General features: G+C 49.3%; 14 protein-coding genes and 1 pseudogene. 9 read left to right on the forward strand and 6 right to left on the reverse strand.

The annotated features are described in order from the left end of the window. Window positions 1-24: 24 nt before the first annotated feature. The 4 genes from RHD99_RS12870 (at window position 25) to RHD99_RS12880 (ending at window position 3,225) form a co-directional block, all read left to right on the forward strand. Window positions 25-1,509 (forward strand): carboxypeptidase M32, encoded by a 1,485-nt coding sequence (locus tag RHD99_RS12870; RefSeq protein WP_309874282.1) that lies wholly within the window; start codon window positions 25-27, stop codon window positions 1,507-1,509. 196 nt (window positions 1,510-1,705) lie between these two features. Then, window positions 1,706-2,107 carry an acid resistance repetitive basic protein Asr gene (gene asr, locus RHD99_RS12875; protein ID WP_309874284.1) on the forward strand — a complete coding sequence of 134 codons (402 nt, stop codon included), beginning with the start codon at window positions 1,706-1,708 and terminating at the stop codon, window positions 2,105-2,107. A 132-nt stretch (window positions 2,108-2,239) separates the two neighbouring features. Continuing rightward, window positions 2,240-2,320, forward strand: a complete 81-nt coding sequence (gene ydgU, locus RHD99_RS24100; RefSeq protein ID WP_458573714.1) for a small membrane protein YdgU — start codon at window positions 2,240-2,242, stop codon at window positions 2,318-2,320. A 98-nt stretch (window positions 2,321-2,418) separates the two neighbouring features. Continuing rightward, a complete protein-coding gene (locus RHD99_RS12880; protein ID WP_309874286.1) occupies window positions 2,419-3,225 on the forward strand; it encodes a trypsin-like serine peptidase in 807 nt (268 codons plus the stop codon). A 37-nt stretch (window positions 3,226-3,262) separates the two neighbouring features. Here the strand turns inward: RHD99_RS12880 and mdtI are convergent, their stop codons facing one another. The 3 genes from mdtI to RHD99_RS24105 all read right to left on the reverse strand — a co-directional run bounded on the left by mdtI (window position 3,263) and on the right by RHD99_RS24105 (window position 4,282). Beyond that, entirely contained in the window at window positions 3,263-3,592 is a 330-nt protein-coding gene (mdtI, locus tag RHD99_RS12885; protein ID WP_183271632.1) for a multidrug/spermidine efflux SMR transporter subunit MdtI, read from the reverse strand. Then, window positions 3,579-3,956 (reverse strand): multidrug/spermidine efflux SMR transporter subunit MdtJ, encoded by a 378-nt coding sequence (gene mdtJ, locus RHD99_RS12890; protein ID WP_183271974.1) that lies wholly within the window; start codon window positions 3,954-3,956, stop codon window positions 3,579-3,581. The genes mdtI and mdtJ overlap by 14 nt, the downstream gene beginning before the upstream one ends. Before the next feature lie 212 nt (window positions 3,957-4,168). Beyond that, window positions 4,169-4,282, reverse strand: a complete 114-nt coding sequence (locus RHD99_RS24105; protein ID WP_510183667.1) for a protein YdgV — start codon at window positions 4,280-4,282, stop codon at window positions 4,169-4,171. Between the two features lie 225 nt (window positions 4,283-4,507). On the opposite strand from RHD99_RS24105, the pseudogene RHD99_RS12895 reads away from it, so the two are divergent. After that, window positions 4,508-5,541, forward strand: a pseudogene (locus RHD99_RS12895) (AI-2E family transporter). Window positions 5,542-5,585: 44 nt separating this feature from the next. Here RHD99_RS12895 and pptA read toward each other — a convergent pair. Beyond that, window positions 5,586-5,816 carry a tautomerase PptA gene (pptA, locus tag RHD99_RS12900; RefSeq protein ID WP_309874288.1) on the reverse strand — a complete coding sequence of 77 codons (231 nt, stop codon included), beginning with the start codon at window positions 5,814-5,816 and terminating at the stop codon, window positions 5,586-5,588. Window positions 5,817-5,870: 54 nt separating this feature from the next. Further along, a complete protein-coding gene (locus RHD99_RS12905) occupies window positions 5,871-6,671 on the reverse strand; it encodes an arylamine N-acetyltransferase family protein (RefSeq protein ID WP_309874289.1) in 801 nt (266 codons plus the stop codon). Window positions 6,672-6,758: 87 nt separating this feature from the next. Between RHD99_RS12905 and RHD99_RS12910 the strand changes: the two genes are divergently transcribed. Further along, window positions 6,759-7,865 (forward strand): LacI family DNA-binding transcriptional regulator, encoded by a 1,107-nt coding sequence (locus RHD99_RS12910; protein ID WP_309874290.1) that lies wholly within the window; start codon window positions 6,759-6,761, stop codon window positions 7,863-7,865. Window positions 7,866-7,977: 112 nt separating this feature from the next. Further along, window positions 7,978-11,073, forward strand: a complete 3,096-nt coding sequence (locus tag RHD99_RS12915) for a beta-galactosidase (RefSeq protein ID WP_309874292.1) — start codon at window positions 7,978-7,980, stop codon at window positions 11,071-11,073. 52 nt (window positions 11,074-11,125) lie between these two features. Here RHD99_RS12915 and RHD99_RS12920 read toward each other — a convergent pair whose 3' ends face one another. Continuing rightward, the gene (locus tag RHD99_RS12920; RefSeq protein WP_309874294.1) at window positions 11,126-11,491 is read right to left on the reverse strand and encodes a hypothetical protein; all 366 of its coding nucleotides are present in this window, start codon (window positions 11,489-11,491) and stop codon (window positions 11,126-11,128) included. A 572-nt stretch (window positions 11,492-12,063) separates the two neighbouring features. Between RHD99_RS12920 and drpB the strand changes: the two genes are divergently transcribed. Both drpB and RHD99_RS12930 read left to right on the forward strand, forming a co-directional pair. Beyond that, the gene (drpB, locus tag RHD99_RS12925; protein ID WP_309874295.1) at window positions 12,064-12,321 is read left to right on the forward strand and encodes a cell division protein DrpB; all 258 of its coding nucleotides are present in this window, start codon (window positions 12,064-12,066) and stop codon (window positions 12,319-12,321) included. A 45-nt stretch (window positions 12,322-12,366) separates the two neighbouring features. After that, window positions 12,367-12,612 (forward strand): hypothetical protein, encoded by a 246-nt coding sequence (locus RHD99_RS12930; RefSeq protein WP_309874296.1) that lies wholly within the window; start codon window positions 12,367-12,369, stop codon window positions 12,610-12,612. Window positions 12,613-12,627 lie beyond the last annotated feature (15 nt).

Consider the following 12,627-nt stretch of genomic DNA (forward strand, 5'->3'; position numbering starts at 1 on the left):
TACATCATCTCTTCACGAGGCTCTATGGAAAAGCAAAACTACAATCACCTCACCCGCACCTTCCAGCGTCTTTCCCGTTTTGGACACCTCTCAGCCATCGCTGGCTGGGATATGTTCACCAATATGCCACCTAATGGCAGCACAGCTCGCGGTGAAGCCCTGGCTGAACTCAGCGTTTTGCAACACCAAATCCTGACCGATAAAAAAATAGCCACGCTGTTACAAGCTGCAGTTCAGGAAGAACTTAACGATGTTGAACGCGCCAACCTTCGTGAAATGACCCGCCAATATCAAGAAGCCATTTTACTGCCTGCTTCACTGGTAGAAGAGAAATCGCTGGTGGGTACGCGCTGTGAGCATGGCTGGCGGACTCAACGCCCCGCCAATGACTGGCAAGGTTTCGCCGCCAATCTGAAAGACGTGGTTCGCGTTTGCCGTGAAGAGGCAAAACTTCGCGCCGATGCCAAAGGAAAATCCCGCTACGACGCACTGTTAGATATTTACGAGCCGGGCATGAGCAGCGCCAAACTCGATGTGTTATTCGGTGATTTACGCAGTTGGTTGCCTGAATTACTGCAAAAAGTGGTCGATAAGCAGGCGAAAGAATCTGTCATAACACCGGCAGGCCCGTTCGCCACCCATGACCAACGCGAGCTAGGTCTGGAAACCATGAAGTTGCTGGGCTTTGACTTTAACGGCGGCAGGCTGGATGTCAGCGCTCATCCCTTCTGCGGTGGCGTTCCGGAAGATGTGCGCATTACCACGCGCTACGACGAGTCCGATTTGGTCAGTGCGTTGTTTGGCGTTATCCACGAAACAGGCCACGCACGCTATGAACAAAACCTGCCGCGTGAATGGCTCGGCCAGCCGGTCGCATTAGCGCGTTCGACGGCTATCCACGAATCCCAAAGTCTGTTCTTCGAGATGCAATTGGGTCGCAGCAAAGAGTTCCTGAAACTGCTGTTGCCGAAGGTGATCGCGCGGTTCGGCAAGCAGCCTGCATTTGAAACATCGAACTTTATTGCGGTGAACCAACGCGTTGAACGTGGGTTTATTCGCGTCGATGCCGATGAAGTGAGTTATCCGGCCCACGTCGTTTTGCGCTACGAAATTGAGCGTGCGCTGATTGATGGCGATATCGAGGTTGAGGACATCCCGGCACTTTGGGATGAGAAAATGCAGCACTGGTTGGGGCTGTCCACCAAAGACAACTTCCGCAACGGCTGTATGCAAGATATTCACTGGACGGACGGTGCGTTTGGTTACTTCCCATCGTACACGCTGGGTGCGATGTATGCCGCGCAACTGTTCAATGCCGCCAAACTCGCATTGCCACAGCTCGAAGCAGATATTGCCGAAGGTCACTTCAGCGCGTTGTTCGACTGGTTACGTCAGAATATCTGGCAGCACGGCAGCCGGTTCACCACCTCAGAACTTATCACCAACGCGACGGGTGAAGACCTTAACCCGCTCTATTTCCGCAAACATTTAGAAGCACGCTATTTGTAATCACAAAATAGTTTGAGGAGTAGAAAGGCGGTAAGCACGCGAACCCCAGTCACATAGATAACGATGTGACTGGGGGTTTGTACAAACCGTTACACGCCGATACCAATCACTCACTGAAGCCCTTGATCCACATGTTTATAGTTCATCTCAACGGCCCCGCAGGGGTTTAAACATAAACAAATTCGAGGATGTCGAGATGAATAAAGTATTAGCTCTGGTAGTTGCCGCTGCAATGGGTCTGTCCTCTGCCGCTTTCGCTGCTGAAACAACTGCAACTCCAGCACCTGTTGCAACGTCTTCCGTTGCTAAAGCTCCTGCTGCAAAAACCACTCATCATAAAAAACACAAAAAAGCAGCCACCGAGCAAAAAGCTCAAGCCGCTAAAAAACACAAAAAAGAAGTGAAGAAAACTGAAGCAGCAAAACCTGCTCAGGTTGAACAAAAAGCGCAGGCAGCTAAAAAGCACCACAAAAAACCTGTAGCTAAAGCAGATGCGGCTAAACCTGCTGCGCAAAAAGCCCAGGCTGCTAAAAAACACCACAAAAAACCTGTAGCAAAAACTGAAGCTGCAAAACCAGCCGCTCAGCCAACTGCATAAGTTGTTACCCGTGAGCCTTCGCGTAGCGGCTAACGCCGCCTGAATAATCACGGGTCTATCGGGGCAACCCCGAAAGCATAGCCACACTAAAAACACCCGGTTCGCCGGGTGTTTACTTCCGGAGTCTGGATGATGTTGCGACGCTATAGTTTTGAAATCATCCTCACGCTGCTCATCCTTTGCGGCATTATTACGCTAAGCTTCTGGCTGTAATGACTTTTTACTCCCACTTTCTGTGCGACCCGTCTATAGTTAATCCATTCGCTGGGTTTATATAAAAATCAAAATTAATCGCCCCATCAGAGAGTGATATGCGCAAAAAAGTTGTGATGCTGTTAGGAGTGTTGTGTTTTTTACCGGCCCTTTCCCACGCTGATGGCGAGAGCGCAGCTGACGTCAAAACGCTGTTTTTTGGTAAGGATGACCGCACGCGAGTTACCGATCCTGCAAGTTCTCCGTGGGATGCCATTGGCCAGCTTGAGACTGCCAGTGGTAATTTGTGTACCGCAACCTTAATTTCCCCCCACCTCGCATTGACCGCGGGACATTGCTTGCTGCAACCGCCGCGCGGAACACCTGACAAAGCCATTGCTTTGCGATTTGTCTCGCATAAGGGAACGTGGCGCTACGAAATTCATGGCATTGAAGGACGAGTGGAATCCACGCTTGGTCGTCGTCTGAAACCTGATGGAGAGGGATGGATTGTCCCGCCGGGTGCGGCTCCCCATGATTTTGGCCTGATTGTGTTGCACAACCCACCATCCGGTATCACGCCGTTGCCACTGTTTGAAGGCGACCGCGATGCGCTCACCGAAGCACTCAAAAACCAGAATCGAAAAGTCACGCAATCAGGTTATCCGGAAGATCATCTGGACTCCCTTTATACCCATAACGATTGCCTGATTACGGGCTGGGCGCAGAAAACGGTACTTTCACATCAGTGCGATACTTTGCCTGGGGACAGCGGCTCACCGTTAATGCTGAAAACAGAAAATGGCTGGCAATTAATTGCCGTACAAAGTTCGGCACCTGCGGCGAAAGATCGCTATCGCGCCGACAACCGCGCCATTTCGGTGACCGGTTTTCGTGATCAATTACAGAAATTAGCCAATCAATAATTTCACCGCCCGGTATTCACGCCGGGCGGTTTTTCTTTTACGCCAGTTTGATGAGTACCATCCCTGTGAGCAGTAACACCAGGCCTATCCAACCTTTACGATTGAGCCGTTGACCAAACAATATCCAACCGGCCGCCACGGTTGCGATAATGCCAAACCCGCCCCATAGTGCATAAGCTACCGACAATTCAATACCTTTAACCGCCTGTGACAGCGCACTGAAGGCCGCCAATACCGCACAAAGCGACAGCACGCCATAACCAAAACGGCGGAAACCATCGGAGTGTTTCAGGAAAATGTTAGCCATAATTTCCAGCACGATTGCCGCCAGCAGCCACAATGCGTGCACCCATTCAAACGACGGCATGTTGACTATCCTTTACTGGTTTTAAGGCCTTTTCTTTTTTCGTGGCGGTGCCTGATTTAATCAGCGCAATCCCGACCACCAGCGTAGTGAGTCCCATTATTTTCAGAAGTGAGATGGACTCATCAAACAGCAGAACACTGAATAAAGTAATAAATAAAATACCGATGCCTTCCCACATGGCATAAGCGACCCCGAGGGCGATTTTTTTAACCGAAAATGATAATAAAATATAAGATAGCGTGATCATTAACAGCATGAAAATATACCCGATGTTGTCATCGCTAACGCTTGACCATTTCATCGATAAAGTGCCGGTAATTTCCGCAACAATCGCAAGTGCTAATAAAATCCAATAGATCATGATCTCTCTCCTGACAGAGAAAATAGCCGTACTACAGCTTAAAACGCGCTAAAAATAAGCAACGAAAAAATAAAAAGGCTGTTAAACGTTATCCCTAAATAATTCGAGTTGTAGGACTAAAACGTCAAAAGCGTTTTAGAACAGCGATAAGGTCGCACGAGTGCAGTCAATGCACCGACAGCTTGAAGTATGACGGGATAAAACGGGAGAAAGATCTAAAGCGCGTTACGCCAGTGTTGCTCACCGGAAAGAGAAAAAGCAGAAGAAAAAGAAGGAGATTGACGGATTTCTAACATGTTGAACAGCTTGTTCGTAAGCATAATGTCCATAGTTTTCACAACTTATCCGCGTTGTTGCTTCTCATCAGTTGCGGATAGTAAATTGTCCTCAGTAGTTATACATACGCAATTTGTACCATATCCAGGAATGTACTTGCCTCCCCTTTTCAATTCTTTACGAAGATTCCCACAAAAAATAACGGTGTATTACTTAATTGCGCCCCCGTATTATACGGTTAATTAAGGAATGAATAATTGCGCGGGAGATAATCAATAGTGGCAAAACCCATTATTACGTTAAGTGGATTAAAAGTCGTCATCATGTTGGGGATGTTAGTGGTCATCCTGGTGGGCATAAAAGTGGCGGCGGATATCATCATTCCGTTTATTCTGTCGCTGTTTATTGCCATCGTTCTCAACCCGATGATACGCCGCCTGGAACGGATGCATGTCCCGCGAGTGCTGGCGATTACCATGGTTATTTCGGTGATTATCTTCTTTGTTGTACTGCTGCTTGCCTATCTTGGCACCACACTCAATGAGCTGACACGAACTCTGCCGCAATATCGTGCATCATTTATCTCCCCGCTCCAGGCAATGGACCCGTGGCTGCAACGGGCCGGGATCACGGTATCGGTGGACGAACTGTTCAAGTATATCGATCCCAATGCGGCTATGACGTTAGCCACAAGCCTGATCACTCAGCTTTCCAATGCGATGTCCTCAATCTTTTTATTGCTGCTGACCGTAGTATTTATGCTGATTGAAGTGCCGCAATTACCGATAAAACTTCATCAATTGATGTCTCGCCCAGAGGTAGGCATGGGGGCAATTCAGCGAGCACTGGACAGCGTAAGTCGTTATCTGGTGCTGAAAACGGCGATAAGCCTGGTCACCGGCCTGGTGGTCTGGATTATGTTGGCCATGCTTGATGTGCGTTTTGCTTTCGTCTGGGCGCTGCTCGCCTTCTCGCTCAATTACATTCCCAACATCGGTTCGGTACTGGCAGCCATCCCCCTGTCGCGCAAGTGTTGGTATTCAGTGGTTTATATGAGGCATTGCTGGTGGTTGCCGGTTATCTGGCTATCAACCTGGTGTTCGGCAATATCATTGAGCCACGCATGATGGGCCGAGGTTTAGGATTATCCACTCTGGTGGTGTTCTTATCGTTGATATTCTGGGGTTGGCTTTTGGGGCCAGTGGGTATGCTGTTATCGGTTCCGCTCACTATTGCCGTGAAAATTGCTCTTGAGCAAAACGAAGGCGGCAAAAGTATTGCTGTGCTGCTCAGTGATGTGACTAAAAGCTAAACTGCCAGAGCCGTTTACCCACGGTGGGCGGCTCTGGCGTCTGTTTACAGGGTATAACCCGGTTTTTTGGCAAGCGTATCAAGAGCCGGAGCGATCTCTTTATCGTAAACATCCTCTTTCCAACGGTCTTTCTGGATAGGGGTTAACGCGACAGATAATGATTCATCTGTTGAATTGAAATGCTTCTTGAGTACGGCACAAATGTCAGTGGCCAGCGCTTCTTTTTGCTCGTCAGTCAGTTCACGCGGAAAGTGTTTTACAGTGATATGCGGCACAGTGGTTCTCCCCTTTATTGGAAATATTAAGTTTATACCCGTTCGTTGCAACAGCTAAGGTAGATTAATCGCCGCAAATTCCGCAAGGCTGAAACCATAGCGCGGGTCATTGACGCTCAGACCAAATTTATCCTGAAGCAACTGATACAACTCCGCTGCATCGTCTATCGTTCGCGGTTGCCCGTCGTTAAATTGCCAGTCATTTTGCGTCAACGTGGTGCCATCGGCTTTTTTCAAACACATCATTAAATGATGATAGAAATGCGATTGAGGCCAGGTCGAAACATAATGGTTGGCGACCTCGAAGTCTGATGCGTACTGGGGCTGTAAATCAAATCGATACAACGGCAGCCATTCATCCTGTTGTTGAATACTCAGCAGATAATCGTCATCGATTTGCGTCAACCGATAATCACCAAAGTCGGTGTTCTGCACCACATCTCGTTCGAGACGCAACGCAGACGTCAGTGTTTTGCCACCAAAACCCACATCCGCGAGGTAGCGTTGCTGGTTTAGAGTGATAAGTAACAAGCGATGCGTGCGAGGCGGCATCTCGGCGGGTTGTGCTATCAACACTCGGGCACCCAGGTCTTCAACCACAAAACCGATATGCTCAAGCGCCGCACGCAGCAATGCGTTTTGCTCGTAGCAGTATCCACCCCGCCCGGCGACCACAAGTTTTTGAAAAACGGCGTCTATATCTAAGCGGATTTCACGCCTTAGTAACACATCTATATTTTCAAACGGTATCGCGCACGTATGCAGCAGATGAATGCGTTGTAAGGTTTCGAGGTTCGGTTTTGCCTCGCCCTGGAAAGCGATGCGAGTAAAATACGCCTGAAGGTCAAAAGCCATAATCTCAATCTCTTAAAAATAGATGAGTTCACTATAATGCGTTTTTTTGCCCGTAAATGATCGATAATGCCAAATACACACCGGAAAATGAGCGCTATAAGGAAACCCGCCGTGAAAACCAAATCGATGACGCTTTACGATGTGGCGAAACATGCCCAAGTTTCCTATCAAACAGTCTCGCGCGTTATCAATCAGGCGGAACACGTTTCTGACAAAACCCGGCGAAAAGTCGAAGCTTCGATGCGGGCGCTCAATTACGTTCCCAACCGTGTAGCACAGCAACTGGCAGGGAAACTGAGCCAGAACATTGGCCTGGTGACCAGTAATTTGTCGTTGCATGCACCGTCGCAAATCGCCTCAGCCATTAAGACTCAGGCCAGCAAACTTCACTTTAACGTGATGATGTCGATGATTGAGCAGCCTGATATAGAAGCCTGTAAAAATGCGGTCAACAGTTTGCTGTCTCAGCGCGTTGACGGCTTGATTATCAACATTCCGTTGGAAGATGAGCAGGCACAAACTCTCACCGAAATGTGTGGTCATGTTCCGGTGTTATTCCTGGATGTTTCACCCGCGCTGAATAGTGACAGCATTACTTTTGATGCGACGGCCGGTACGCATCTGGCGATTGAGCATCTGGTTGCGCAAGGTCATCAGCGTATCGCGTTACTGAACGGGCCGCTCACTTCCGTCTCTGCCCGCCTACGCCTCGAGGGTTGGCAACAGGCGCTGGCGCAACACCAGTTGCATGCCGCGGCGCAATTGCAGGGAGACTGGAGTTCGCAATCGGGTTATCTCCAGACGCTTGCGCTGCTCGGCCAGGGGGGGAAATTCACCGCGCTATTGGTCGCCAATGATCAAATGGCGTTGGGGGCTTTACGCGCGCTGAATGAATCAGGCTTATCCGTGCCAGGACACGTTTCGGTCATTGGCTATGATGACACTGAGGATAGCGCCTGCTTTATTCCACCGCTCACCACCATCAAACAGGACTTTAAAGCGCTGGGCAGTGCGAGCGTTGACCGTCTGCTTGAACAAATTCACTCGCCGAATCAACCGGTGCAAGCCTCTGTACTTCCGGTCACGCTGATTGAGCGTAAAACCACTGCTGCCCCAAACGCCTTCACCACATCGCCACAGGCGCTGGCCGAGGCACTGACGGTGCTCGCCCGTCAGGTCGCACAGCTCAAATAATTTCTGTGAATCCCCTCACCTGAAACTGTTTTGCTGCTTTACATTGCCGCTCACAAAAACCATAGTGATTTAAATTGTGAGCGCATCGCAAAAACGCAAAGGAACCTTCAGCATGACATGTCTATCGGGTACAGTCGCCGCATCACTGGCAGCGATTATTGGCCGACGCGACTGGGAAAACCCAGCCGTCACGCAACTCAACCGCCTGGCCGCTCATCCGCCGTTTGCCAGTTGGCGTGATGAACGTGAAGCCTGCAATGACGCGCCTTCAGCGAGTCTGATAAGTCTTAACGGTGACTGGCAGTTTAGCTACTTTACGCAACCCGAGAAGGTTCCAGAAACCTGGCTGTCTGCGGACTTACCTGATGCACAAACTTTACCCGTCCCTTCAAACTGGCAAATGCACGGTTTTGATGCCCCTATTTATACCAATGTCACGTATCCAATCCCGGTCACGCCGCCGCACGTCCCGGAAGAAAATCCTACCGGTTGTTACTCGCTCACATTTAATGTTGATGCTTCCTGGCTCGAGAGTGGACAGCCACGGATTATTTTTGATGGCGTGAACTCTGCATTCCACCTGTGGTGCAACGGCCACTGGATAGGCTACGGACAGGACAGCCGCCTGCCCTCTGAATTTGACCTCAGCAAAGTGCTCAATGCCGGGGAAAACCGGATCGCGGTAATGGTGCTGCGTTGGTGTGACGGTAGTTATCTCGAAGATCAGGATATGTGGCGGATGAGCGGGATTTTCCGCGATGTGACGCTGCTGCATAAACCCGTGACTCAGTTGAGCGATGTGCGGATCACAACGCATCTTAATGAAGATTTTAGCCACGCCATTGTTGAAACGCAGGTGGTGGTAAAAGGTGTAAATGACCGCGCGGTGCAAGTCTGTCTGCAACTGTGGCGTGACCAACAGTGTGTAGGGGAAAAACAGCAGGCGCTCGGCAGTGAGATTATTGATGAACGTGGTGCATACAGTGACCGCACGACGCTCAAAATCCCGCTGGCCAACCCGCTGCTGTGGAGTGCCGAAGCGCCTCATCTTTATCGCGCAGTGGTGATTTTGCGCGATGAGAAAGGTGTAACCATAGAAGCAGAAGCCTGGGACGTCGGCTTGCGTAAAGTCGAAATTCATCAGGGATTGTTGAAGTTAAACGGCAAACCCTTGCTGATCCGTGGCACCAATCGCCATGAGCATCATCCGGTTAATGGCCAGGTCATGGATGTTCAAACCATGCGCCAGGACATCTTGCTCATGAAGCAGCACAACTTTAATGCGGTACGCTGCTCGCATTATCCAAATCATCCAATGTGGTATCGCCTGTGCGACCGTTACGGCCTGTATGTGGTGGATGAGGCGAACATTGAAACCCACGGCATGGTGCCGATGAATCGCCTGAGTGACGACCCGGTCTGGCTGCCCGCGATGACAGAACGCGTGACCCGCATGGTACTGCGCGATATCAACCATCCCTCAATTATCATCTGGTCGCTCGGTAACGAGTCCGGCCATGGTGCTAACCATGATGCCCTTTATCGCTGGATAAAATCAGTCGACCCTTCACGCCCAGTACAATATGAAGGCGGCGGTGCCAACAGTGCCGCCACCGATATTATTTGCCCCATGTATGCGCGCGTCGACCAGGATCAGCCCTTCCCGGCCGTACCAAAATGGTCAATTAAAAAATGGATCGGCATGCCCGATGAAACGCGCCCGCTCATTTTGTGTGAATACGCCCACGCTATGGGCAACAGCTTTGGCGGCTTCCATAAATATTGGCAAGCGTTCCGTCAGTATCCGCGTTTGCAAGGCGGTTTTGTCTGGGACTGGGTGGATCAATCTCTCGTTAAACTTGACGAGAACGGCGAACCCTTTTCGGCGTATGGCGGTGATTTTGGCGACAAACCAAACGATCGACAGTTCTGCATGAATGGCCTGGTATTTGCCGACCGCACACCACATCCGGCGCTGTATGAAGCCCAGCAAGCGCAACAGTTTTTCCAGTTTGAGCTTCATCGCGAAACCCCATTGCGCCTTGAAGTTACCAGCGAATATTTGTTCCGCCACAGTGATAACGAACGCTTGCTTTGGCACGTTTCGCAAGCGGGCACACGGCTTGCTGAAGGTGAAGTGCGGCTCGATATCACACCGCAGGGTAAACAGGTTATCGTGCTCGACTCACTTCCTGCCATTACTGAAAATGGCGACGTATGGCTGACCGTAAAGGTACAGCAAATTAACGCCACAGACTGGTCTGAGGCTGGGCATATTTGCGCCTGGGACCAGTGGCAACTTGCGGGCGTTCTTCTTGCAACGACACCACCCATTGACGGCGAGTCCCCAACGCTTGAGGTCAGCCATTGTCATTTTGATATCCGCCATGGCCGACATCATTGGCAATTCAATCGTGAAACTGGATTACTGAGCCAGTGGTGGCAAGCGCAGCAACCCACGCTGTTACAGCCACTCCAGGATCAGTTCACCCGTGCTCCGTTAGATAATGATATCGGTGTCAGTGAAGTGACACGCATTGATCCCAATGCCTGGGTCGAACGCTGGAAAGCGGCGGGGTTGTACTCACTTGAATCCCAGTTGGAATACTGTGAGGCTGAAGCCCTGGCAAATGAAGTTCAGGTACGTACGGTGCATAGTTGGCAGCACGACGGAAAATCGTTGTTTATCAGCCGCAAACTTTGGCGAATCGATTGCATGGGCACACTCCACGTCAGTGTGGATGTTGACGTTGCTTTTGGCACTCCTCCACCTGCGCGTATCGGGCTTACCTGCCAGTTAGCGCAGGTTGACGAACAAGTGAGCTGGCTGGGTCTGGGTCCGCACGAGAACTATCCCGATCGTCAGCAATCGGCTCTGTTTGATTACTGGCAGCGCCCGCTTGAAGCGCTATATACCCCGTATGTTTTCCCAACGGAAAACGGGCTGCGTTGTGAAACTCAAAGCCTGGAATATGGCGATCATCACTGGCAGGGTAAATTCCACTTCAACATCAGCCGCTTTAGCCAACAGCAATTGCGCGAAACCTCGCATCGCCATTTGCTCGTGGCGGAGCCTGGTACGTGGCTAAATCTGGATGGTTTCCACATGGGCGTTGGGGGAGATGACTCCTGGAGCCCCAGCGTTTCACAAGAGTTCCTGCTTGATAAATCCCATTATCACTATGCGATAAGCTGGCAACGACGCTAATACCCGCATCAGGAGCAGAACGCCGCCCTCGTTCTGCTCCGGTTATATTCAATCATTTTTTAGGCGTAGTTCCACCGACCTGACGGCTTGTGGAGGCATAGGCCAAAAGCTCACCTGTGTCGTTGTTTAACGCACGCTTCAAGCCCGGCGTTAAAACGCCATGTTCGCGATGTCGCCCAGTCCAGGTCGCCTCCCAACCCAATTCCGCTTTTTTTGTCAATGAAACCACGATGTGATTACCCCGCAATTCAATAAAAGCGGGGGTAATGACAGTGATAGTTGCTGGTTTGCCGTCGATATAAGCTGCTGCAAAATTCTCATCGACGCGAACTTCATGGTATCCCTTAAAGTTTAATTGGCCATCCGTGGCAATTCGTGCAGCGGTTTCTGAAGCAGAAGAAAATAAAGCCGCAGCCAAAATAACCCCCATCCCCATTTTTTGCCTTATTCATCACACAAATAACGCGATGCCATTAAGAATAATCTGCAACATAAATATACCGTCAGAATATAAAGTCAATCGCCTATATTAAATTTAAAGGCTATTCGTTTAGATTTAATTTAATAATCTTCCTTAGTTTACTTTTGTTAGCTTAATAACATTAATGCCATTAACATATTTCACAAATTTACAATCTTTTACTGATCTGTCCACTGTGCGGTAAAGCAACAACATTCAAATTAGTACTTAATATCACTGAAAACAGGCGTTAAAGAATATAATTTCAACATAAACCTGGAAAACATAATTATTATTTCAATTTCAAGCTATTGGATCGCTATAAACCAGAATGTTTACCTTTTAACTGGTTGCACCAGTGATCAGAAAACCCACTTCACACTATGAGACATTTCTTATTTAGAGCAATTTTGGACCTCAGTTGATTTACGTCAATCAAAGACATAGCGCGGGTTTACTCGAATGTTTGGCATGCTATTTATTATGCCCGTCACAACAAATGTTATAATTACAACATCACGAGATGCATCATGAGTAACACTGATCCAAAAAAGAAAAAGAGAACGCCCATTGGGAAGTTTATGCTATGGCTGTTCTATTTATTCTGTATTTATGCTGTTTTCTGTTTATTTAAAGCAGGTGTAGCCTTTAGCCATATACACGCGGCCACAGGGCAAGAATTAGGCGTCAGAGCCGGAGAGTTTGCCGGGACATTAATCATTCTCATATATCTCGGATTTCTTGGTGGGATTACCGGCCTTCTGGCCTGGTTAACTCGCGCGAAATAACCTTAGCACCGTTAATACACAACGCTTTAATTCAGGATATCTGGAATGAACAAATTTTTAAGATTTGCGTCAATTGTTTTGCTGCCGACAATTTTCCTGGCGGGATGTGTCATCGCAGAGCCGACGGAACAGGCTCACCATCACCATGTGAAGAATCAGAGCCAGGATGCGCAGGGCGTGCCAGAGTCTCAACAAACTCAGCAACGCGATGAAACCATCGACTGTAGCCTCCCTTTACCTGTTGATGCGGTCAATTCACAAATTGATGCTTATGACCGTCAGTGTCATTAACGTAAATTAGTTTTC

Source organism: Buttiauxella selenatireducens (assembly GCF_031432975.1).
GTDB classification, from domain to species: Bacteria; Pseudomonadota; Gammaproteobacteria; order Enterobacterales; family Enterobacteriaceae; genus Buttiauxella; species Buttiauxella selenatireducens.

What these genes read in the sequence shown, in the direction of transcription:
- mdtI (WP_183271632.1), bottom strand. Translation starts at nt 3,592, where the DNA reads ATGCCGTCGTTTGAATGGGTGCACGCATTGTGGCTGCTGGCGGCAATC.
- RHD99_RS12910 (WP_309874290.1), top strand. Translation starts at nt 6,759, where the DNA reads ATGAGCGCTATAAGGAAACCCGCCGTGAAAACCAAATCGATGACGCTT.
- RHD99_RS12915 (WP_309874292.1), top strand. Translation starts at nt 7,978, where the DNA reads ATGACATGTCTATCGGGTACAGTCGCCGCATCACTGGCAGCGATTATT.
- drpB (WP_309874295.1), top strand. Translation starts at nt 12,064, where the DNA reads ATGAGTAACACTGATCCAAAAAAGAAAAAGAGAACGCCCATTGGGAAG.
- RHD99_RS12905 (WP_309874289.1), bottom strand. Translation starts at nt 6,671, where the DNA reads ATGGCTTTTGACCTTCAGGCGTATTTTACTCGCATCGCTTTCCAGGGC.
- RHD99_RS24105 (WP_510183667.1), bottom strand. Translation starts at nt 4,282, where the DNA reads ATGGACATTATGCTTACGAACAAGCTGTTCAACATGTTAGAAATCCGT.
- RHD99_RS12880 (WP_309874286.1), top strand. Translation starts at nt 2,419, where the DNA reads ATGCGCAAAAAAGTTGTGATGCTGTTAGGAGTGTTGTGTTTTTTACCG.
- ydgU (WP_458573714.1), top strand. Translation starts at nt 2,240, where the DNA reads ATGTTGCGACGCTATAGTTTTGAAATCATCCTCACGCTGCTCATCCTT.
- RHD99_RS12930 (WP_309874296.1), top strand. Translation starts at nt 12,367, where the DNA reads ATGAACAAATTTTTAAGATTTGCGTCAATTGTTTTGCTGCCGACAATT.
- asr (WP_309874284.1), top strand. Translation starts at nt 1,706, where the DNA reads ATGAATAAAGTATTAGCTCTGGTAGTTGCCGCTGCAATGGGTCTGTCC.
- RHD99_RS12870 (WP_309874282.1), top strand. Translation starts at nt 25, where the DNA reads ATGGAAAAGCAAAACTACAATCACCTCACCCGCACCTTCCAGCGTCTT.